Here is a 21,122-nt window from a genome sequence, read left to right on the forward strand (position 1 = left end):
CAACGGTCTTCGCGCAGGTCAGTCGAGTCGGCGCCAGTCGGTGTCGCCATCGTCGGCGCCAGCCCCGGTGGGCCGCAGCCCGGTGCGCGGGGGCGGGCGAGGCGTCCCAGCCTTGTGGAAGACCACACGCTCCTGGAGACCCACCTCGAGCTCCGCGGGCGTGATCCGGTGGGTGCGCTCGGCGATGCGCATGAGCAACTGCAGGTGCCGCTGCCAGTGCTCGGGGAGCTCACCGTGCTCGGCCAGGCGGTGGGACCGGACGGGTGAAGGCAACACCGACGCGAGGAACAAGCACTCCGACAAGTTGAGCTCCAGCGGAGTGCGCCCGAAGTAGTGCGCGGCGGCCTGGGTGACGCCGTAGATGTCGGGCCCGAACTCGACCACGTTCAAGTAAAGCTCCATGAGCTCCTCCTTTCGGAAGACCTGCTCGAGGTAGTCGGCGAGCACGAGCTCCTCGAGCTTTCGCGAGAGCGTCTTCTCCCGCACGAGGAAGAGGTTCTTCGCGAGCTGCATGGTGATGGTGCTCGCGCCGCGGACGAAGCGGCGCGCCTTCACGTTCGCCACGACGCTCTGCTTGATCGCGGCGTGGTTGAAGCCGTGGTGGCGGAAGAAGCTGCCGTCCTCGGTGGTGGTGACGGCCGCGACGAGGAAGGGGCTGATGCCACCGAGCTCGGTCCAGTTGCCGCTGCCAGGACCCGTGGTCGCCTCGCCGCGCGAGCCGTCGGGGTGGACGATGGCGTGCGAGAAGGCGCCCTTGAAGCGCTCGCGCGAGAGGGCCCTCGGGACCTCGGTCGCGCGGCACCGGTCGTCGATCGCGTAGTCGAGCTCGAGGGCGTCGAGGTTCTTCGTGTCGAACGCGAGCCGACCGCTCGCGGTCAACGTGCCGGCAAAGCGGACGTCGCGCACGGTGGGCAAGAGCCCCGAGGGGACCCCCTCGGCGAGCTCCCGACAGCCGACGCTGGGCAGGTCGAAGGCGAGGTGGGCCTGGAGGTGGGAGGCGTCTTGCTCCATGCTGCCGCGGAGTCCAAGGCGCGCCGCTCCGACCACTACGCGGGCGTCGTCGAGCCGCAGCGAGCTGCTCGTGAGCAGGCCGCGACCGCCGACCGCGAGGCTCAACCCCCGGAGGGTCTCCCGCGAGAGCCGCGGCTGGCTGAGTGACGCGTTCGCGAGCTGAATCTCACCGTCGAACGTCACGCTCGCGCCCGGCGCGTCGAGCACGAGGCGGCCCTTGGCCATCGCCGTCGCGCGGCCCACGTCGACGAACCCGAGCGCGCCCTCGCGCAGGCCGAGGAGCGACAGCGGCAGCGGGCCCCCGTCGACGGTCAGCGAGGTCTCTCCGCTGGCGCCGATGGGCGCGTGCAGCTCGAGGCTCATGGGCGGGCTCGTCGCGGCCGCGGCCGACTTGAACGACACGTGCAGCGCCTGGCCCTGGCGGACGAACGCGAAGGGCCCAGGGCCTACGCTGACCGGGCTGTCGCCGCGGACCTCGACGGCGAGCGCGGCGGTCCGGAGGTCGCCGCCGTCGGGCAGGAGCTCGGCGAGGGCCAGCGTCGCGACCGAGAGGCGCGCGCGCGCGGCCGCGAGATCGGGGAGCGGGAGCGGCGAGAACGGCTCGGCGGAGTGTCTCTCCAATTGTTTGATATCGTTTGTTTTTTTTGCCCCTTGCGCGACGGGGAGCGCGGGGGGCGTGAGGGCGACGGGGGCGGCGGTCGGGGCGGCTGCGCTCCTCGGTCGGTCGAGCTCGAACCGCACCGAGTCGGCGCGCGCCGACCTGAACGTGCGCCCGCCCTCGAGCTCGAGGTGCGCGCCCCGGACCTCGAGGGCGATCCGATCGCGCTGCGCCCGGGCGAGCTCGGCCCGCGCCACGAACGCGCCGTCCGCGACGCTGACGTACCCGCCCGAGACCTCGAGCGCGCCCGCCGTCGAGCGCCAGTGGAGGGTCGCGTCCTCGACGACGAGCGCGCGGTCACGGGTGCGCGACGAGCCCGACGTGGGCGGCCGCTTCGCACGCCAGCGCAGCCACGAGGCCCGAAGGTCGCCTGGTTCGCCCTCGAGCGCCACGACGGGGCGGCTCGCCACGATGCGGGTCGGAGTGAGCCCGGCCGAGAGCGTGACGCGCACCTCCGGGATGGCCACCGAGGCGCCCTGCTCGCCCTCGGGAGTGACCCGCACGTTCTCGAGCCGCACGACGAAGAAGCCGACGCGGACGCGCTCGACCTCGACCACGAGGTGCGCGGCCTCGGCGCCGGCGGCCACCTTGGCCCGCACGACGGGCCCCGCCGCCACGAGCGCCCCCACTCCGCACGAGGCCAGCGCCACGAGCGCGCCGATGAGCACGCGGCGTCGAACGCGGGCGCGATCGAGCGGGCGAGCGGGCGGGCGGGCGGGCGGGGTCAAGGCGGCACCACCATAACGCGCGGCGGAGGCAACTCGAACTTCCCCGCCGCTCGAGGCGTGTGGGCGAGCCGGGGCGACGCTGGGGACGCCCAGCCGGGTGGCGGCGCGGAAGCGCGTTCAGTCGACCGAGACGTCGACGCCGGCCTCGTCGCCGCCGAGGCGGGGCGGGATGGCCCGGAAGAGGCGCTCGATCTCGTCGGCCCACTTCACGTCGTCGCCCCGGCGCAGCTCCAGATCGCGCGCGAGATCGGTGAGCTCCTGCTTACGAGCCGCTGAGAACCCGAAGAGCGCGGCGACGCGATCGAGCAGCTCCTTCTCCTTCGCGTCCACGTCATCGTCGACCCCCGACACCCAGGTCGCGGCCACGAACGCGAACGCGCGATCGCGCTCGGACAGGGTCTCGACGAGCAGCTCGTCCACCGTGAGCGGGTTCTCGAGGAGGCTCTCGAGCCGGTCGCGGAGCTCCTTCGAGAGGTTGAACACGTCCGCCGCGGCCTTCACCCCCTCGCGCTCGCGAGGTTCGAGCTTTCCGTCCGCCCACGCCATGATGATGAGGAGCACGAGAGTCTCGGTGCAGGCGTCAGCGCTGATCGTCAGGCGTTTCTTCATCTTCCCCTCGTTCGCGTGTGCAGGCCGGCGAGCGTACCGCGAAGCGAGGGGCCCGTCACGCGTGGACCGGCGCGGGCGGCCGACGAGCGGTTCGAGCGCGGCGCCCTGGCGCAGCGGCGCCAGGCGTGGCGTACCCTGCCGCCATGATCGATCAGCGACGACCCGCCGAAGTGACCGCGTCGTTCCGCGAGAGGCTCGCCGGAGCCCTCACCCCGTATGGCTTCGTCGCGAAGGCCAGCGGCGCGACGCTCGTCCGGTCGGTGCGGGCGCTGCGCGGTCAGCACGGCGCCCGCTCCCACCGCGTCGAGCTCTCGTCGAGCCACCGGAACGCGCCAGGCTACGTGGTGTGCCGGGCGGCGCTCACGTACACCGACGCCGACGTGAGGCGGCTCGACCGCGCGTGGTCGGCCGGCGGCCCGCTCGCCTACGGCGCCTTTGGCGATCTCGAGATCCCGGAGGACATCGCCGATCGGGAGAGCGCGGACGCGCTCCTCGCGCGCATCACCGCGAGCCTCCGCTTCTTCGCGTGGCTCGACGACGAGAAGCGGGTCGCCCGCGACGTGGGGCGGCGGTACATGCCAGGATTCTTCGCGCCTCGGCGCGTCGTGCCGTACCTCGCGGCGCGGCTCGGGCCGGGGGCCGCCCAGACCTACGCGGCCCGCCTGCTCGCCGGGCGCCCCGAGCTGTGGCCCGCCTTCCACGCGGCGACGCTGGGCACCAAGGACGAGCCGGGGGTCACGCCCGACCAGGGCACCGAGCTCGCCCGTGCGCTCGCCACGTGGGCGCCGAGCGCCGACCTCGTCGCGCCTGAGGGCACGGCCGCCTGCGGCGACCTCCGCGCCGCCAACCTGCGATGCTTCTTCGGCCGCCTCCTTCGAGCGCGCGGCGAGCCCACGGCCGCCGCGCGCCTCCGCGACGTCGGCGACGACGCGATCCGGACGCTCGGCCGCGCCTCGGAGCGGCCCGAGCAGCCGCTCGTGGAGGACGACAAGCTCGCGCGCCTCGCCGTGAAGGTGGCCACGGGCGTGGACCGCGCGCCGCGCATGCCGAAGCCAAAACCACTCTACTTTCAATACTTTACGCTCCACAGGCCCTGGTAGGCTCGGGCGCCGCGCATGCGCCAACGCGCGCCATGCGTGCGACCTACCCGCCCGGAACGGGACACCAAGCCTCGTGGCACTGAGGCATTATAGCGGACGATTCGGGCCGACCTCGTGCGCGCGGGCGGCAACCCGACCGACGGCGCGTGCAAGCTCGAGAGCGGGACCGCCCAGGCGTACCGAGGCGGCGCGGAGGACCCACGCGCGGACCTCGCTCGGGCGCGCCCTCCCGAGCTTCCTTCGCTCCTCGCGGCGCGACGACGACAAGGGCGGCGGGGCCGCGCTACGCTGACCACGTGAGCCTCTGGTCCAAATACGTGCTCCCGCGCCTCGTCGAGTCAGCCTGCAAGAGCCGCGAGATCCTGGAGGAGCGCAAGCGCTGGGTGCCCGAGGCCCGCGGGCGCGTGCTCGAGCTCGGAGTCGGCTCGGGGCTGAACCTCGCGTTCTACGACTCCGCGCGCGCGGAGAGCGTGACCGGGGTCGATCCGTCGCCCGAGCTGCTCGCGAAGTGCGCGCCCCGAGCGCGCGAGGCGAAGGTGCCCGTGGAGCTCTTCCTCGGGCACGCCGAGCGCCTCGACTTCGCCCAGGGCGCGTTCGACACGGTCCTTGCAACCTACACGCTGTGCAGCGTGCTCGATCCGGCGCGTGTGCTCGCCGAAGTGCGCCGCGTGCTCGCGCCGGGCGGTGAGCTCTTGTTCGTCGAGCATGGCATTTCCCCCGACGCCGGCGTGCGCCGCTGGCAGCGTCGGCTCACGCCCGCGTGGAGCCGTTGTGGCGGAGGATGCCGGCTCGATCGCGATCTGCCCCGTGCGCTACGCGACGCGGGCTACCGCGTGGAAGACCTGCGTTCCCACTACGGCGACGGCCCACGCGTGCTGAGCTTCACCTTCGAGGGCAGGGCCCAGCCCGCGTGAGCTGCGCGCGGCGCCGGCGCGCCGGGCCCTTGCATTCACGAGAGACTGCCCTACAAATTTCCCCCATGTCCCGCGGCCCACGCTCCGGCGCGCGAGCCCCGCGCCGACGGTCACCCGCGCGCCGCGTGCGAGGGCGCCTCGGCGCGGTGGCCACGGCCCTCGGAGCGCTCGCCTTGTCGGCGGTGGTCCCTCGCGCGGCCGAGGCGGCCTCACCGGCGCGCGGTTCGGGCTACGAGCTCCGCCTGGGGCTCGGCTTCGCCGCCACGAGCCGCATCCCCACCCTTCGGCTGAGCGAGGACACGAGCCTCTCGTCGCGCGAGCTCGTGAGCGGGACGCTGCCCACCGCGGGCGGCTTTCGCGGCCTGGGCGGCTACGCCGACTTCGCGTACGTGGTGCGACCGCGGCTCACGATCCCGCTGGCAGGCTTGGGCTTCTATGGCGCGGTGGGCGACCACGCGCCGGTGCGGAGCGCCGTGGACGGCACGCTCGCGACCGTGCAGCCCTGGCGAATGTTCGCGATCGACCTGCTCGGGCCGGGGCTCGGCTTGCGGCTCACACGCCGGCGCTATTTCTTCGAGGTCGCGGCCCGCGTCGGCGCGGTGGTCTACGGCGGAAAGGCCGCCCTCGCGGCGGGCCGCGACGCCGTGGACGCCGACGTGGTCGGCATCGCCTTCAGCGCCAGGGCCGAGCTGTCGGGGTGCCGTAGGCTCGATCCCGAGCAGCGCGTGTGCCTCAGCCTCGCGCCACGCCTTTACGAGGTGCGCCCGCTCGCCGGCGCGAGCCTGAACCTCTCCTGGGTCTGGGGAAATTAACATGCACACCGCACACATGTCCCCGCGCACGTCTCACCCTCGGCCGCCCCGATCTCGGCGCTTGGCGGCGCTCGGGCTCGCCCTGCTGGCGCTGTCCACGGCGATCGGCTGCAACGGCGAGGGGCCCGTGCCGCTCGACGCGGTGGGGCTCGGCGCAGACACGCCGCTGCCGCGCCGAAAGGGCACGCTCCTTCTCGACGCGTGCGGCCTCGACCCGTGGCACGAGGCGACGCTCGCGCGGCCGTCGACCCGCGCGATCGCGGGCGAGGTGCTCTTGCTCTGCATGGTGCCCCGCGACACCGGCGCCCTCGGCCCGGCCGACAAAGGAGCGCGCGCGGCGCTCGAGCGCACCGTCGCGAGCCTCCGCAGCCTGGGCTACCAGGTCTCGCTGGGCGTCGCGTTCACCGACGAGACCGGCGCGCGCTACGACGCCGAGCGCACTCGCGGTCTCCTCCGCGATCCCGCGTTTCGCGACGCGTTGGTCGCCTCGCTCGAGCCGCTCCTCCCGAAGGTCGACGCGGTCGATCTCGATCTCATGAGCGCGCCGGTCGACGCCCGCGCCGATCTCACGAGGCTCGTCGCCGCCGTGTCGGCGAAGACCCGCCAGGCGAAGAAGCCGCTCGGGCTCCTGCTCCCGCCGTCGGTCGCCACGCCGAGCGATCTGCCCAACGGCGAGGCCTTCGATCGCGCGGCGCTCGCGGCGAGCGTCGACCGCTTCCGGGTGATGACCCTCGACTACTCGGACACCACGCCCGGCCCCACGCTCGATCCCGGCTGGGCGACCGACGCCGTGCGCCTCGCGCTGCGAGAGCAGCGCGAGACCGCCGTGGCCGTGCCTCTTTATGGCACCGACTTCGGGCCTCGCGGCCCGCGCGGAGTGAGCGTGCTCGAGGCTCGAGGGCTCGCCTCGACCCACGGCGCCGTTCCGCGTCGTGGCCCCACGGGCGCGCTCACGTTCAGCTACGCCGAGGCGGGCGCCACGCACGAGGTCTGGTACGACGACGCGGAGTCCACGGGCCTCGCGCTGGGCGCCTTCGCGACCTCGCTGCCGCCGGAGGTGGGCGTGCTGTACTACGGCCTCGGGGCCGAAGATCCCGCGCTGTTTCAACGACTTGCGGAGCGCACCCAGTGAGCTCGCGCGTACCGGACGGGGCCTCCGCGCCCGCAGCGCCGCCGCCCGCGCTCGCACCGACCGCCCTCGCGCACGTCGCGCGGCTGCCGATCGCCGATCCGCTCGCGCTCCCCGGGCTCTCGCGCCGCCTCCGGCTCACGCACCTCGTGTGGGACGAGTACGTCGCGGGCCAGCGTCGCGTCGACCTCCACCCGCTCGTGCTCACCGAGGCCGCCCATGAGGACGCGAAGGCCGCGGCGCTCGCCGCGTGCGCGGTGATCGGCGAGGTCGCGCGCCTCGCGCTCACGAGCGACGACGAGGCGGCCCTCTACGGCTTCTCGGCGCAGCTCCGGGCCTTGGCCCGCGCGTCGCACCGAGCCGGCGACCACGGGCGGCTCGTGCGGGTCGACCTGCTCCTCGGCGAGGACGACCGCTTCCGCGCCTGCGAGATCAACGCCGACTGCCCGGGCGGGCTCAACGAGGCGCACGGCCTGCCCGATCTTCTCCGGCTCGCTGGCTTCAAGGGGCGCGCGGACATCACGCCGGTGCTCGGAGCCCTCGCGGCGCGCCTCGTCGCGGCGTCGGGCGGGCCGGGCTCGCCGAAGGGCCTCGTCGCCCTCGTGTTCGCGACCGCATACGCCGAGGACCTCGCCATCTGCGCGCTGGTGGAGCGCGCGGTCACGCAGGCCGGGGGTCGCGCGCGGCGAGTTGGCCCAACGGCGCTCGCGGTCGACGACGCGCGGTGCACCGTCGACGGCGAACCCGTGAGCGTCCTCTACCGCTTCTACCCGAGCGAGCACCTCGCGGAGCTCCCGATCGCAGCGCCGCTCGCGGCGGCGATCGCCGCGGGGAACCTCACCACGCTCTCGTCGTTCGCCGCGATGTTCGAGCAGTCGAAGCTCGCGTTCGCGCGCGCGTGCGCTCTCGAGCCGGCGTGGCGCGAGGGCGAGCGTGACGGTGGCGGACGGCCCGGCGATGCCGAGCTCCGCGCGCGCCTCGCCGACGCCGTCGCGCAGCGTCTGCCGTACACGACGCTCCCCCGCGAAGCGCCGCTCCTCGAGGAGCGATCGCAGTGGGTGCTGAAGCGCGCGCTCGGGCGCGTGGGCGACGAGGTCTTCGTGGGCGCGCTCGAGCCGGACGACGAGTGGGCACGCCTCGTCGGCGGCGTGCGTCGGGCCTCGGAGCAGACCGGCGACGACGGCGAGCGCGACGTCTGGATCGCCCAGCGGTTCCTGCGGCAGCGCCCGGTCTCCACCCCGTGGGGCCCGCGCCTCGTCACCCTCGGCGCGTACGTACTCGATGGCGAATTTCAAGGTTATTTCGCGAGGTTGACCGAGGAGAGCCACACCTCCCACGACGCCCTCGTCGTGCCCGTCGTCCTCGATACGCCGGCGCTCCGACGCGATCGCGAGGGCGACCTCCGCCGCGGGCCACCTCGCGTCGCAGACTTCGGGGTGCGCGCGTGAGCCGCCGTCGCGGCGTGCAGAGCCTGAGCCTGCTCTCGCTCGTGACCCTGGCGACGGCCTGCTCGCTGCGTCCGTTCACGCCGTCCGTGTCGGTGGCGTTCGCGACCCAGGAGACGCCCTTCCCAAAGGCGATGGCCGTGCCGTCGGCCCGCGAGGTCCTCGCGCGGTGGGAGCTCGCGGCGGGGGATCCGTGGGCGCGCTACGAGAAGAGCACCCTCATCGCCTCGCTCGACGCGATGGGAGGGCGCGCCGAGCTGCCCGACGTAGCCCAGCTCGACGTGGTGTACGAGGCAACCCGCGCCGCGCGGCGCCTCGGCGAGGTAGGCCTCCCCGCGCGCACCTTGTGGCTGTGCGACATGCGCGGCGCGGCCTCGGTCGCCTTCGGCGCGGCCCTGCCCCGGTACACGACGGAGGCCATCTCGCCGGTGCTCACGTTCAACAACTGGCCCTCCGAGACCGGCCTCGTGCCGGCCGACGAGACCCTCGCCGCCCTCGTGCTCATGGGACCGCCCCGGCCCCCGCGCGAGGCCGCCCTCGCGTCTCAGGGCGCGCGTCCCTCGCCCACCTCGCACGCGATCTTCCTGCTCGACTCGTGGCGTCTCGCCTACCGCGACGACGACCCCGGCGACGACTACGACAACCGCTACATGCTCCAGGCCCACGACCTGCCGAGCGTGGAGGAGCTGCGCCGGCTGGGGATCACCCGCGTCGTGTACCTCGTGGAGAGCCTCGACGACACCGAGGGCGAGGAGGACGATCTCTACCCCGTGCTGCGCGACTGGCAGGCGAGCGGCATCCAAACCCACTTCGTGGACCTCCCCTGGCTGTCCGAGCTGCAGCGCGGGCTCGACTGGGAGCGAACGCTCGCCCCCACCGCGCTGCACATCGATCCCCGCCCCGTGCTGCAAGACGATCCCGCGTTCTACCGGCGCGCGCGCGGAGGCTTCGGAGTGGCCTACGGGCGCCCGCTGTTCTTCCCCGGCGGCTTCTCGCGGAGCCGCGGCGGCTATGGCCACGGGGCCCACGGAAGCCACGGCGGCGGATAAGTGCACTCTACACGCCTTTGCTCCAGACCCAATGGCCACCAGCGCGGCGCTCGCTCCGCGTGGTACCTCTAAACGATCATGGGATCGGGCGAACGTCTGCGGCGACGCGCGACGAGAGCGCGCCTCTCGCGCCTCTCGTGCGTCACGGTCATCGCGTGGGGGAGCGCGTGTGCCCCCTCGCGCGAGCCAGCGCCGGCCCCAGGCGCGCCCGAGCCCGCGGCCTCGTCGGCGCGCCCCGCGGGCCCCTGGTGGACGCTCGCCGACGCGCCCGTGCCGCTCGATCCGGTCGCGCTCGCGCCGACGGGCGGCAGTCGGGTGGAGACCGCCCGTGACCCGCGCCTCGGCGTCGTGCTGCGAGCCGCGAAGGACCAGCCCGTCACGCTCGAGAGCCCTGCGTGGCGCGCCGAGGCACGCGAGGTCCGCGCGCTCGTGCGCTTTCGCCCCAAGGCGGGGAGCACCACCACCGCCTCCTTCGCCTTCGCGCGGCGCGCGGCCGAGGGCGAAGACGCGGCGCCGCCGTACGCAGGCCTGCAGCTCACGCTCGGGGCGAGCCGCTCGCCGTCGCTCGTCAGCGCCAGCGTCACGGAGAACGACGGGCCCCTCTTCGACCCGAAGGTCTTCGAGAAGCTCGACTGGCCCTTCACCCCCTCGACGACGCTCGACTATCGCCTCCGCGCGGTCGAGGCGTTCGAGCCGGGCTGGCCCGAGGCGTTCCGCTCTGCGCTCGAGGCCGACATGGCGAGCCTGCCGGCGCTCGATGACAAGTGGCTCGCCGTGCGGGCGGAGCTGCGACGCGGCGCGGTGAGCGTGTGGCTCGACGACAGGTTGGTGGCGCAGAAACGCGACGCGGGCCTCGATCCTACAGGCACGGTCCACGTGACCCTCGGGCCGGGCGCCGAGCTCGCCGGGATCACGACGCGCGCGCTGTCGACGGGGCGATGCGCCAGGCAGCGCGGGTATCGGGCGCTCGGGCTCGGCGGCCACGTCAACGCGCGAGGCCTGCTCGCTGGCGTCGACGTGGCCCCAGGCGCTCTGCCACCGCCCGGCGAGGAGGCCTGCGTGGGAGGCGTCCCGTTCGTGTTCCCCGGGCCGGATCTCGACGGAAACGACCACATCGACGTCGGCAAGAGCACGCTCCGACAAGGCAACTACGAAGGCTACTCGAGCGCCTCGGGTGGCCCGATGTCGCGCTGGGTCGGGGCGAGCGAGCGCGATCCCACGCGCATCCAGCTGCGGGTCGCGAACGGGTCGTTCTCGGCGCTCCACCTCGTCGCAGCCAGCGACGGGGGCGACGACTCGGTGCCAATCGTGACCGCCGCGTTCTACCGACCTGGGGCGGGCTTCACCCGCTCGTTCGTGGGCCGGGCGCCGCTGGCGACCACGACGGCGGGCGTCGACGCGCTGCCCGTGCGCCTCCGCGACGGGCGCGCCATCGCGCTCCACCACCTCACGATTCCCCTCGATCCCGGGCTCCTCTCGTCGTTCGGGGATCTCGACGTCGTGGAGCTCGAGCTCACCAAGGAGACGCGGCTCTACCGCAACTACCCCGATCCCATCGCCTACGGCGCGCACCAGGCGGGGCTGCCCTCCAGCGTGCATGTGTACGCGGCCACGCTCGAGGAGACACCGGTCACCTTCGATTGGCGCCCTTCACGCTTCGGCCATGTATGGCAATCTCCCGAGGAGCCCTCGTACGTCGCCCGAGTCGCGAATCGCACCGCGACCACACAGATAGGCAAGCTCACCGTCACGACGACGAGCTACGACGGCACCGAGTCGACGACCCACGAGCGCGCGGTGTCGCTCCCGCCCGGCTCGCTAGATCCCGCGGGCGCGAGCTCGCCCGTGGAGATCCCGCTCGAGCTGCCCGTCAAGCGCTTCGGGTATCACGACGTCAAGGCGACCCTGGCCATCGCGGGCCGGACGTGGACGGAGAGTCGCTCGCTCGTGAAGCTCGCGCCAGACACTCGCAGCCCGCGCTGGACGCCCGGGCGCGGCGCGCTCTTCGGCTATTGGAGCTACGGCAGCGGACACGGCAGCCCGAAGCCGGAGCACTCCGTCCGACTCATGACCATGGCGGGCGCGCGCACAGCGATGAGCTACCCTCCAGGCCTATCCCCGGAGGGCGCGCGCATCGCCGAGGCGCACTGGGACCGAGTCGGCACGAACGCCTTCATCGTCGCGGCGCAGCCCTGGCCGGCCGCGCGGCGACCGGCGCTAGGGAAGGCAGCCCTCAAGGAGTGGCGCGAGTGGGACGCAGCCATCCCGCCAAGACATCGCCCCGACCACGTCACGCTCTTCCCGGAGCCGAGCTTGGGCGCGCGCATGACCATCGCCCACCCGCCCGAGTACTGGGGAGAGAAGCCGCTCACGCCCACGGCCGAGGAGCGAGAGCAGATATCCACCTTGGTGCAGACCGCCAAGCTCGCCGCGGCGACGGCGCGGGTGGGGAGACAAGGCGCCAAGGTGCTCGTCCCGTGGGGCGATCCAGGGTTCGTGTGGCCGCTCCTGCGCGCGGGCCTCTCGAAGGACGTCGTCGACGGCTCGGGGCTCGATGTCCCGGGGTTCGAGCGCATTCCCGAGCGCCAACTCCACGAGCAGTCGCTCCACAGGCTCTATTGGGTGCGGAGGGAATACGCGAAGGCGGGCATTCCGGAGCCCGACCTCCGCTTCGTGGAGGGGATCTTCGTGCCCACCGAGCCAGGGGCGGTGTCCTGGCGCGAGCAGATGGACATCTACCATCGCTGGTCGCTCCTCTCGATGGCCTATGGGGTAAAGAGGTTCTATTCGGGGTGGTACGACATCGACTCTTCGGACTCCTACGGCGCCGAGCACTACGGCGGCTGCGGCATCCGGACGAAGATCCCGTACGCCGCGCCGAAGCCTGCGTACGCCGCATTCGCCACGATGACCGACCGGCTGAACGAGGCCAATTTCGACGGCTGGGTGAGCACCGGCTCGACCTCCACCTTCGCCCTCCGCTTCGCGCGCGCCGACTCCCGCGGCTGGGTCTACGCGCTATGGACGCTCCGCGGCACCCGGCCCGCCACGCTCACGATGAGCGCCGACGGCGCGGTCGAGGTCACCGATTCGATGAACAACACCCGCGGGGCGCGGAGCGAGGACAGGCGCGTGACGGTGGCCACGGGCCCTTCGGTCACTTACGTGACCACCGCGAGCCCCAGCCTCAGCGTCGCGTCGATCGCCGTCGGACCGCCCGATCACTCGGACGCCCGTCCAGCCGAGGGGGCGAGGCTCGTGGCCGACCTGGGCGACGCCTCGTGGGCATTCACTGGCGAGCGCGACTTCACGCTCGAGGGCAATCACGTCGCGATCATGCACTATCCCGGCCGCTTCACCGCGCGCAGGACCCAGGACGCCCAGCGGGGCGCGATGCTCACGAGCAAGCTCGAGCGACCGGCGACTCCCCACGAGCTCATGCCTTGGTACGGCGTCCTGCGACCGAAGAGACCTATCGTCCTCCCGGGAGCGCCCTCGAAGCTCGGCCTCTGGGTCAACGCTTCGAGCGACTGGGGCCGCGTGATCTACGTGCTGCGCGACGCGAAGGGCGAGCGGTGGGAGAGCATCGGCGCGAAGGACGCCTACAACGCCGACGATCCCCACTCGTGGAGCCAGTTTGCGTTCGACGGCACTCGATATCTCACGGTCGAGCTCCCCGGGCACACCGGGTGGGACACCTACCGGAAGAACGGCACCACGTGGTGGCGCTCCGACGAGGGCGACGGCGTGGTCGATCTCCCGCTCTCGGTGGAGGCGGTCGTCGTGGAGCAGCGTACCCACGTGCTTTACGTGAACGACATCGCACCCGCCGCCTCCAACGAGGTGAGCCTCGGGCGACTCTTCGCCGAGTACGACTCGGCCTCGGATGCGACCGAAGAGGCGGTACGCGTCAGCCGCCTCCGGGCCCCAGCGCCCGTCCGCAGTGGACCGCTGCCGAACCCCATCGCGGAGCTGGAGAGGGACGGCCAGGGGGCGGCGCCGGCGATCACGGCCGTGCGGCCGGCCACAAACGATTACGACGGGACCCGCGCGCACATCGACTTTCAGCGCGCGCGCGGAAAGACACGGTACGAGCTCTGGGTGGGCGCCCACGCCGACGGCCAGGCGGCGCTGAACCTCACGCCGGAGGGCCTCGTGCCCGGACAGCTCGTGCCAGGCCTCCGCGCGGGAGTGCCCCTTTACTACTGGCTCGTCGCCGTCGACGGGCGCGGCCGCCGCACGAAGCCCTCGAAGCCCGTGCGTCACGTGTTGGTCGACAGGTTCGTCGCCAAGTGATCCGAGCGCGCCGCTCAGCCCCGAGTGGCCACCACGGCTCCCATCACGGAGTAGCCTTGACATCGCTGCGAGCAGCCCTCGCCCGCCGGCCCGCAGCTCACCAGGCTGCAGACATGGCGCGTCCAGGCTTGCGACTCGGGCTCGATCAGTGGCAAGGCTCATGGATGATCGACACGACGCTCTTCGACGCCTCGGCGCGGGTCCCGGTGGTGGTCGACGCCTCCGTGGACGTCGCGGCCACTCCGCGCGAGGTGTTCGACGCCTGGACGACCTCGGAGGGGCTGCGCGCCTGGCTGGGCATCGAGTCGCGCGTCGACCTCCGCATCGGCGGGGCCTACGAGTGGATCTTCCTCGCCGACGCTCCCGCAGGCGCGCAGGGCTCGGAGGGATGCCAGGTCCTGGCATACGTGCCCGATGAGCTGCTCGCCTTCTCGTGGAACGCGCCGCCGGAGATCCCCTTCGCTCGCTCGCGGCGCGCGTGGTGTGTCCTCACCCTCGCGCCGCTCGCGACTGGCACGCGCGTGCGCCTCCGCCACCTCGGGCTCGGCGAGGAGGGCGACTGGTCGGCGGTGGGGCCGTATTTCGCGCGCGCCTGGCCCAGCGTGATGAGCCGGCTGAGCGCCCATTTCGGCGCGCACTAGCACTACTGCGAGAGGTTCCCTCTCGCTACGCAGTTCGCTGCGCGAACGGCAGGTGTGCTAGCCCTGTCCCGTAGGGGGCGCGGCGCCCCCTCTCGGCCACAAAGCTGGCCGATTCACCCCTCCGGCTTGTCCGCTCCCGCGGCCAACGACCACCACTGCGAGAATGAAGTCTCGCAGTGGTGGTAGTCAGCGGAGCTCGGCGCAGGCGCACGCCATTCGTGCACTCTACATCCACCGCCCGCCGGTCGTTCGACAGGGAACTAGCGATCGTCGGACTCACCGCGATCGCGGATTCGCTCGTCGGTGACGTCCTCGTCCCACTCCGGGCCGTAGCCGTCGTAGCGAATGCGCACGCGCCCCTCGTGGGTCATGCGGAGCACCGTCGCGGGGTAGTAGGTGCCGTGCCACTCGACCTGCAGCGAACTGCCCACCTCACGCGGCCGCGCGCGCTGGCAGGGCGCCACGACGGTGCGCACCAGGACGCGCTCCGGACCGGGCACGACGGCTGGCGGCGCGAACGCCGAATGGAGCGAGGTGCCGAGGACCGCCCCCAGGGCGAGGAGCGCGAGCTCCCGGGAGCGCACCCAAAACGCGCGGCGGGGACCATCGGCGGGGGGTACCTCGGGGCGACTCATCCCACCAGCGTGACCCCCCAAGGCGGCGAAGGCAAGCCCGGCACGGCCGTGTCCGTCACGTCGGCGTGGTCACGTCGTCCCAGTCGGCGTCCTCGAAGCAGGTGAGCCAGTTCAGCGCGTGATGGCGCTCTTGCACGACCCCCGCCACCAGCCCCGGCGCGGTCCCCTCGTGGGCCGACGCCTCGTTCACGAGGTAGTGCAGCCGCAGGTGCAGATCGAGCGCGTCGAGGAGCTCGGTCGTGAGTCGTCGGCGCGCGTCGCGCACGAAGGCCTCGTGCGACGCGCCCACGAGGAGCTTCGCGACCGCCGCGACATCGCACGTCGCCGCCGGAAACGCGAGCTCCGGCGTGTGGCCGATGGCCCAGAGGAGCGTGCAGAGAGCCTCGTAGCGCCACACGTGGTCCACGACGTCGCGCTTCGACGGGGCCTCCTCGCGAAAAAACACCCGCTCCTTCGGGCTCATCGCGGCCTCGGCGCCGGGCAGACGCGACGCGATGTCGTCGGGGGTGAGCTGCTCCGGGCCCGAGAGCCCCTCGGCGCGGAGGGCGCACGCGAAGAGGGCGAGGCAGCGCGCGGCGACCTCGGGTCCCTCGCGCAGCTCCACCTCGAGCTCGGAGACCACCGGGGGCAGGCCAGCGGGCGTGCTGAGCCCGCGCGCGGCGAGGGCAGCCTGGGTCGCGGCTCTCCGCTCGACGCTGTCGGGTGGATACGGGACGTCGGCGCCGGGCTGCGACTCGCCGGTCTCGGGCTCCACGAGCACGCGCCCCTCGGGCGAGCGCACGCTCCCATCGCGGAGGAAGACGAGCGCGTTCGCCTCCTTCGCCCACGTCTCGAACTCGGCGACGTCGTCGGCCTCGATCTCGAGCGCCACCTGGTGACGGACTCGCTCGATGTGCCGGAGGACGTGGTAGCGCGTGGCGGTCATGGGCCGCGAGCCCCCGCCCATGACGAACCCCATGAAGCCGTGCAGGTGCGCCGCGAGCTCTGGATCGGTGCGGTCGCGCTGGCTACGGAGCGTGTGGGGAAACGAGAGCCGCGGCAGATCGCGGCGAGTGCAATAGACGTTTAGGAGCATGGACTTCGGTAGCGAGCGCGTGGCGTGTTCGGACTGGCAACTACGAAAGGGTGAATGCGAAATGCGAAATGCGAAATGCGAAATGCGAAATGCGAAATGCGAAATGGGGATGGGGAGGGGGATGACGAGCGACCCATCGCAGACCGCGGTGCGCGGCGCGCGCGGCGCGCCGGGTTCAGTCGGGGGTGAGTCCGAGCCCGGCGACCGCCCCGCGCTCGCCGAGGGGCACGCCCTCGAAGAACAGCTCGAGCCCCGCGGGGAGGCGCACGAGGAGGCCCCCGCCGACTTGGTAGTGGTAGATGTCGGTCCCCAGCTTGGACGCTCCCTCGGTTCGCCAGAACACGGGGCCGCCAAAGAGCCTCCCTGCGGCATACACCGAGACCGTGTCGAACACGGTCTTCCCCACGAGGAGTCCGGCCCGCGCGTCGAGCGCCGTGTAACCCACCGACTGCGCGAAGGGGGAGGTCGCCGCGATCGCCCGGGTGCCAGCGTGCACGAACGAGCCGGCGATCGTGAGCACGGTGAACGGCGCCCAGCGGCCCTCACGGGCGAGGCCCACGGAGTAGCCCACGAGCGCCGCGGGGCCGCCCGAGAACGTCGACCGCTCCGCGCCCTCCAGGCTACCGGCGAGCAGCCCACCGGCACCAAAGGTGAGGGAGGTCTTCTTGTCGAGGCGGTAATCAAGGGTGACGAGGGTCGACTGGCGCTCGAGGTCGAACTTCAGGCCCTCGCCGAACGAGAGGCGCGTCGCCGAGTACGAGTAGCTCATGGCGCCGCGGAAGCGGCGCGTGAGCGGACCGTCGTCGAGCCCGCACATCGTGTGGCCGAGCGGCCCCCCGGGCGACGCCCCGCACGCGACCGCGCGAGGCTCCATGGACGCCGCGCAGGCGAGCGCCGCGAGCCCCACGAGCCAACTGCGCCTCCTCACTCGTCTCAGCATGGCTATCCTTGCCTATTGGGGGGTCGCCCCGCTCCGCTCAGTTGACGGGGGCGTGGGAGGCGCCGTTCGCCGACGCGCCGTTCGCGTGCGCCGGCTCGGCGTTGGCGCGCGCGCGGCGGCCTTGGAACTGCCGGAGGTCCCACACGGGCCCCGCGAGGAAGCTCAAGGGGTCGTCCTTGAACGCGGGCGCGTTCTTCTCGAACGCGGCGTGACCTAGGATGTTGAGGCCCCAGCCGAACGCGAAGCTGCCCGCCGACACGCCCCACGCGGGGCGATACGGCTTGAAGGCGAAGAGGCCCACCGCGCCGCCGACGATGAAGGGGATGCCCGCCATGTGGAGCCAACGGTTGGTCTTGTTGCGGTGCGTGCTCTCGTAGAACTCGGTCGCCGCCTCCCACCGCTCGCTGATTCCGCCCTCGAAGTTCGGGTGACGGTCACGCCAGCCCTGCTCGAGCACGGCGAGGCCACGCGCGAACATCCCGAGGCCCGCGACCTTGCGACCGGCCAGGAGCGCCACCATTCCCGAGACGGCCCACGCCGAGCCCGACTTCTCTTCCTTCGCCATGCCCACCTCCGGCGCGCCAGAACGACGCTGTGCGGCACGATAGCGCAACGATCGGGCCGCGCACGCCGTTCGTGCGCCAGCCGCGCCTCGGCGGCGGCCGCCGCTCGAGCTCGCCGGAGCCGTCGCCCGAGGCCGCTGCGCCTGCCGCGTTGGGCGAACGCCCCGACGTGAGGTACCCTGCGGTCCATGTTCACGTCCCGCGCTCTCCGCACCTCGACGCTCGCCGCGATCGCCGCGCTCGCGAGCGCCGCGACGCTCGCGTGCCAGTCGCAGCCCCCCGCCGAGCTCGCGCGGGCCGAGCCCGAGCCCGCGGCGGCCCCCGCCGCTGCGCCCGCCAAGGGTGAAGCCCCGAAGCCCGTCGCGCCCACCGTGGGCGCGGCGCAGGCTCCGCGAGGCAAGGTCGCGCTCGGCGCGCCGATCGAGGGCGGCGAGAAGGCCTCGCTCGCGCAGGTCGCGGCGGCCCCCATGAAGTTTGCCAACAAGTCCCTCGTGATGGAAGGCACCGTGTCGGCGGTGTGCGAGCACCGCGGGTGCTGGATGGAGCTCAAAGACGAGCGCGGCGAGGCGCACGTGAAGATGGCGGGCCACGCGTTCTTCGTGCCGCGCACGGCGTCGGGAAAGCGCGCCCGAGTCCTCGGGCGGCTCGCGGGCAACGCCGCCGAGGCGGCCTGCGGAGGCGAGCACGGCGGCGCCGCGGGGTGCAAGGCCGAGGCCCAGAAGCAGCTCGGGCGGCCGCTCGCGAAGCTCGAACTCGAGGCGCAGGGCGTCGAAATATTCGACTAACTCTCCTCTAGTAGTCGATCTGTTCGAGCCCACCTTACACGACTGTTTCGCGCGTCTTCCGTCGTCTCGCGCCCCGCCCACCCCGGAGCCCACCTCGCCATGGTCCCTGCCCTCGCCGCCCTCGCTCGCTTCGCTCTAGGCGGCGCGGTCGCGGCCCTCGTCGGTTGTTCCTCCACCGCGGCGCCCGCGACCCCAGCGACCCCCGCGGACGCCGCGCCCGCGGTCGACGCCTCCGGGCCCGAGCCGGACGCCACCTCGCCGGCCGACGCGGGGGCGCCGGACGCCGCCCGCCCGGACGCCGCGGTGCCGCCGCCGGGCCCTACGTCGTTCCCCGCGTTCGAGGGCGGCCTGGTGCTCTACGCGAACGGCGGGAAGTTCTTCGGCTACAAGGCTGTGGCCAAGAGCGTCGACGCCGACGCGTCGAAGGTGGACGCGCCGACGCCCCCCTCGGTCGCGTACTACGCCTACTTCGACGACAGCGCGAACCGGGTCGTCATCGCGCTGCCGAACCGCACCCCAGGGACGCTCGACCTCGCGTCCGGAGGGCCAGCGAAGGTCGACGTGCTCGTGGTCGGCGACGAGCGCGCCGAGGGCCTGCTCACCGGGGGCAAGCTCGAGGTCGTCGAGGCCACCGACAAGAAGCTCCGCGCCCGCTTCTACGGCGATCTGGGCGGCGTGAAGGTGCACGGCGCGCTCGACGCGGTGCTCTCGCCGTGACGAGCCTCGAGACCCCCGCCGCCGACCCGTCAAACGTGGTACCTGAAGACGACACACCGGGCATCTACGGCCACGAGGGCGTGGTCCGCGGCCTCCGCGGCGCGCTCACGCTCACCCCACTCCAGCGCGACGACGGCGACGGCGACGGCGACGACGGCGCCCGCCGCTTCCGCCTCGTGGTCGAGGACGGCTGGCAGCAGGGCCGGGGCGCGTTCGGGGGCCTGGTGCTGGGCGCCCTCGCCCAGGCGATCGAGGCGTCCGAGCCCGATCCCACGCGCAGGCTTCGCGCGCTGACGGGGCAGCTCCCGGGGCCCGTGCCGGTCGGCGAGTCGCTCCTGCGGGTGGCGGCCGTCCGCCGGGGCACCGGCGCGTCGACCTGGCAGGCCTGGCTCCACCACGCGGGCGAGACCCTCGCGGTCGCCACGGCGGTGCTGGGTCGCTCTCGCGGCGACGAGGCCAGCGCCGACCTGCAGAAGCGCGCGAGCCCCCCGTGGAGCGAGGTCCCCGTCACGCAGGTCGGCCCACCCTTGGCGCCTCGCTTCCTCCAGCACTTCGAGCTCCGCGTGACCGGACCTGTCCCGTTCTCGGGGGACGAGCCCCGGTGCGAGGGCTTCGTGCGCGAGCGCGGCGCCCGCTCGCGCGAGCGGAGCGCGGCCGAGGTGATCGCGCTCTCCGACGTGTACTGGCCCACGTTCCTCGTGAGACAGAGCGCACCGCGCGCGCTCGCGACGGTGTCTTTCTCGCTCCAGCTCATGACATCGCCGGCCGACCTCGATCCGGGCGCGCCTCTCTTTCACCAGGCGCGCGAGCTCGGGCGCTTCGGGGGCTTCGTCGCGGAGCAGCGCGATCTCTTCACGCCCGACGGCGCCCTCGTGGCGGTGAGCCAGCAGACGTTCGCCATAGTCAAGTAGCCTTACCTTGCCGCGCGCGCACGCGTTCGGCGGTCAGACCCCTTGCGCGTCCGGAGGCCAGACGAACTTGTGCATCTGCAGCTGCACGCGCACCGGCAGCCGGTCCTCGAGCACCCAGGCCACGAGGTCGCGGGTGGCGAGCGCGCCGAACACGGTGCTCGCGAGCAGGTTCGGCGTTCGGTCGGCGAGGCGGCGCTCCGCCACGACGGCGCGCATGAACTCGTAGTCTTCGCGGCTCTTCAGCACGAACTTGAGCTCGTCGCGCGGCGTGATGTGGTCGAGGTTCGACCAGCGGTTGCGATGCGCCTCGCCCGAGCCGGGCGCCTTCACGTCCATGATCTTGTGCACCCGCGGGTCGACGCGCGACACGTCGGCCTCGCCGCTCGTCTCGATGAGCACCGTCTTGCCCGCGTCGCACAGCTCGGCCAGCAAGGGCACCGCGCCCGGCTGAAGGAGCGGCTCGCCGCCGGTGAGCTCGACCAGCGGCGTGTCCAGCGCGAGGGCTCGCGCGAGCACGTCGGCGCGTGCCATCCGCGTTCCGCCGTAGAACGCCTGCGGGGTGTCGCACCACGAGCAGCGCAGGTTGCAGCCCGTCGTGCGCACGAAGGTGCACCGCAACCCCGCGAAGGTCGATTCGCCCTGCACGCTCGCATAAATCTCGTGGATGACGAGGGTGTCTTCTTTGGCCACGGCGGGCCAGTAGCACAAGAACCTGAAAGTGAGCCCCAACGGGGCGAACGAAGGTCGATGGCGGCCCCGCGCAAGCGCGCCGCAGGCGAGGGGGGCGCCATGAACACGCAAGCGAGCCGCAGGCGAGCGGCGTGCCTATGCCAAACGACCGAAGGGCGCGCGGCATGAACCGGGGGCGAAGCCGCGGGGCCGCTACTCGAGCTCGATGGGGATCTCGGTGGGCGCGGGGCGGGGCGCCCACATCGAGGGGCGCGGCGCGGTGTAGTAGCGATAGACACCGTACGCGGCGGAGACGACGGCCACCGAGGCCAGCAGGAAGGTGCGGAGCAAGGGGAACGCGAGGCTGCTCGGGGTCTTGCCCGGCGCCCGCCGCTTCTTCGGGACGTGCCTCTTTCTCGCGCTCACGTTCTTCGC

General features: G+C 72.8%; 19 protein-coding genes. 11 read left to right on the top strand and 8 right to left on the bottom strand.

The window, feature by feature from the left end:
• Window positions 1–18: 18 nt before the first annotated feature.
• Both IPQ09_07640 and IPQ09_07645 read right to left on the bottom strand, forming a co-directional pair.
• Window positions 19–2,397, bottom strand: coding sequence for a transglycosylase domain-containing protein (locus tag IPQ09_07640; GenBank protein ID MBL0194082.1), 2,379 nt, complete (start codon window positions 2,395–2,397; stop codon window positions 19–21).
• A 117-nt stretch (window positions 2,398–2,514) separates the two neighbouring features.
• Entirely contained in the window at window positions 2,515–3,006 is a 492-nt protein-coding gene (locus IPQ09_07645; GenBank protein MBL0194083.1) for a TerB family tellurite resistance protein, read from the bottom strand.
• A 143-nt stretch (window positions 3,007–3,149) separates the two neighbouring features.
• Here IPQ09_07645 and IPQ09_07650 point away from each other — a divergent pair, with 143 nt between their 5' ends.
• From IPQ09_07650 to IPQ09_07685, 8 genes are all read left to right on the top strand, one after another.
• Window positions 3,150–4,106, top strand: coding sequence for a hypothetical protein (locus tag IPQ09_07650; GenBank protein MBL0194084.1), 957 nt, complete (start codon window positions 3,150–3,152; stop codon window positions 4,104–4,106).
• Window positions 4,107–4,402: 296 nt separating this feature from the next.
• On the top strand, window positions 4,403–5,020 hold the full coding sequence (locus tag IPQ09_07655; protein MBL0194085.1) for a class I SAM-dependent methyltransferase: 618 nt from the start codon (window positions 4,403–4,405) through the stop codon (window positions 5,018–5,020).
• Window positions 5,021–5,085: 65 nt separating this feature from the next.
• Complete coding sequence (locus IPQ09_07660) at window positions 5,086–5,832, top strand: hypothetical protein (protein MBL0194086.1); 747 nt, start codon at window positions 5,086–5,088, stop codon at window positions 5,830–5,832.
• Window positions 5,833–5,848: 16 nt separating this feature from the next.
• Window positions 5,849–6,964, top strand: coding sequence for a hypothetical protein (locus IPQ09_07665; GenBank protein ID MBL0194087.1), 1,116 nt, complete (start codon window positions 5,849–5,851; stop codon window positions 6,962–6,964).
• Complete coding sequence (locus tag IPQ09_07670; GenBank protein ID MBL0194088.1) at window positions 6,961–8,409, top strand: glutathionylspermidine synthase family protein; 1,449 nt, start codon at window positions 6,961–6,963, stop codon at window positions 8,407–8,409. Before IPQ09_07665 ends, IPQ09_07670 begins: the two co-directional genes overlap by 4 nt.
• Complete coding sequence (locus IPQ09_07675; protein ID MBL0194089.1) at window positions 8,406–9,455, top strand: hypothetical protein; 1,050 nt, start codon at window positions 8,406–8,408, stop codon at window positions 9,453–9,455. The genes IPQ09_07670 and IPQ09_07675 overlap by 4 nt, the downstream gene beginning before the upstream one ends.
• 78 nt (window positions 9,456–9,533) lie before the next feature.
• The gene (locus IPQ09_07680; GenBank protein ID MBL0194090.1) at window positions 9,534–13,751 is read left to right on the top strand and encodes a hypothetical protein; all 4,218 of its coding nucleotides are present in this window, start codon (window positions 9,534–9,536) and stop codon (window positions 13,749–13,751) included.
• A gap of 164 nt (window positions 13,752–13,915) precedes the next feature.
• The gene (locus IPQ09_07685) at window positions 13,916–14,392 is read left to right on the top strand and encodes an SRPBCC domain-containing protein (GenBank protein ID MBL0194091.1); all 477 of its coding nucleotides are present in this window, start codon (window positions 13,916–13,918) and stop codon (window positions 14,390–14,392) included.
• 260 nt (window positions 14,393–14,652) lie between these two features.
• Here IPQ09_07685 and IPQ09_07690 read toward each other — a convergent pair whose 3' ends face one another.
• The 4 genes from IPQ09_07690 to IPQ09_07705 form a co-directional block, all read right to left on the bottom strand.
• Window positions 14,653–15,027, bottom strand: a complete 375-nt coding sequence (locus IPQ09_07690; GenBank protein MBL0194092.1) for a hypothetical protein — start codon at window positions 15,025–15,027, stop codon at window positions 14,653–14,655.
• Window positions 15,028–15,082: 55 nt separating this feature from the next.
• Window positions 15,083–16,102, bottom strand: a complete 1,020-nt coding sequence (locus tag IPQ09_07695) for a DUF4272 domain-containing protein (protein ID MBL0194093.1) — start codon at window positions 16,100–16,102, stop codon at window positions 15,083–15,085.
• 175 nt (window positions 16,103–16,277) lie between these two features.
• Complete coding sequence (locus IPQ09_07700) at window positions 16,278–17,030, bottom strand: hypothetical protein (protein MBL0194094.1); 753 nt, start codon at window positions 17,028–17,030, stop codon at window positions 16,278–16,280.
• A gap of 49 nt (window positions 17,031–17,079) precedes the next feature.
• Window positions 17,080–17,607 carry a DUF962 domain-containing protein gene (locus IPQ09_07705; GenBank protein ID MBL0194095.1) on the bottom strand — a complete coding sequence of 176 codons (528 nt, stop codon included), beginning with the start codon at window positions 17,605–17,607 and terminating at the stop codon, window positions 17,080–17,082.
• Window positions 17,608–17,793: 186 nt separating this feature from the next.
• Here IPQ09_07705 and IPQ09_07710 point away from each other — a divergent pair, with 186 nt between their 5' ends.
• From IPQ09_07710 to IPQ09_07720, 3 genes are all read left to right on the top strand, one after another.
• Window positions 17,794–18,390 (top strand): DUF4920 domain-containing protein, encoded by a 597-nt coding sequence (locus tag IPQ09_07710; protein ID MBL0194096.1) that lies wholly within the window; start codon window positions 17,794–17,796, stop codon window positions 18,388–18,390.
• Window positions 18,391–18,489: 99 nt separating this feature from the next.
• A complete protein-coding gene (locus IPQ09_07715; GenBank protein MBL0194097.1) occupies window positions 18,490–19,107 on the top strand; it encodes a hypothetical protein in 618 nt (205 codons plus the stop codon).
• Window positions 19,104–20,018 (top strand): thioesterase family protein, encoded by a 915-nt coding sequence (locus tag IPQ09_07720; protein MBL0194098.1) that lies wholly within the window; start codon window positions 19,104–19,106, stop codon window positions 20,016–20,018. Before IPQ09_07715 ends, IPQ09_07720 begins: the two co-directional genes overlap by 4 nt.
• A gap of 33 nt (window positions 20,019–20,051) precedes the next feature.
• On the opposite strand, the gene IPQ09_07725 is transcribed toward IPQ09_07720, so the two are convergent.
• Both IPQ09_07725 and IPQ09_07730 read right to left on the bottom strand, forming a co-directional pair.
• Window positions 20,052–20,708, bottom strand: coding sequence for a radical SAM protein (locus IPQ09_07725; GenBank protein ID MBL0194099.1), 657 nt, complete (start codon window positions 20,706–20,708; stop codon window positions 20,052–20,054).
• Between the two features lie 192 nt (window positions 20,709–20,900).
• On the bottom strand, window positions 20,901–21,113 hold the full coding sequence (locus tag IPQ09_07730) for a hypothetical protein (GenBank protein ID MBL0194100.1): 213 nt from the start codon (window positions 21,111–21,113) through the stop codon (window positions 20,901–20,903).
• Between the last annotated feature and the right edge of the window lie 9 nt (window positions 21,114–21,122).

This window comes from Myxococcales bacterium (assembly GCA_016720545.1).
GTDB lineage: Bacteria > Myxococcota_A > Polyangia > Polyangiales > Polyangiaceae > JAAFHV01.

Bases quoted from the DNA above. Each gene is read 5' to 3' on its own strand.
- IPQ09_07715 (MBL0194097.1), top strand. From the start codon at position 18,490: ATGGTCCCTGCCCTCGCCGCCCTCGCTCGCTTCGCTCTAGGCGGCGCG.
- IPQ09_07690 (MBL0194092.1), bottom strand. From the start codon at position 15,027: ATGAGTCGCCCCGAGGTACCCCCCGCCGATGGTCCCCGCCGCGCGTTT.
- IPQ09_07705 (MBL0194095.1), bottom strand. From the start codon at position 17,607: ATGGCGAAGGAAGAGAAGTCGGGCTCGGCGTGGGCCGTCTCGGGAATG.
- IPQ09_07710 (MBL0194096.1), top strand. From the start codon at position 17,794: ATGTTCACGTCCCGCGCTCTCCGCACCTCGACGCTCGCCGCGATCGCC.
- IPQ09_07695 (MBL0194093.1), bottom strand. From the start codon at position 16,102: ATGCTCCTAAACGTCTATTGCACTCGCCGCGATCTGCCGCGGCTCTCG.
- IPQ09_07685 (MBL0194091.1), top strand. From the start codon at position 13,916: ATGATCGACACGACGCTCTTCGACGCCTCGGCGCGGGTCCCGGTGGTG.
- IPQ09_07680 (MBL0194090.1), top strand. From the start codon at position 9,534: ATGGGATCGGGCGAACGTCTGCGGCGACGCGCGACGAGAGCGCGCCTC.
- IPQ09_07660 (MBL0194086.1), top strand. From the start codon at position 5,086: ATGTCCCGCGGCCCACGCTCCGGCGCGCGAGCCCCGCGCCGACGGTCA.
- IPQ09_07645 (MBL0194083.1), bottom strand. From the start codon at position 3,006: ATGAAGAAACGCCTGACGATCAGCGCTGACGCCTGCACCGAGACTCTC.
- IPQ09_07650 (MBL0194084.1), top strand. From the start codon at position 3,150: ATGATCGATCAGCGACGACCCGCCGAAGTGACCGCGTCGTTCCGCGAG.
- IPQ09_07665 (MBL0194087.1), top strand. From the start codon at position 5,849: ATGTCCCCGCGCACGTCTCACCCTCGGCCGCCCCGATCTCGGCGCTTG.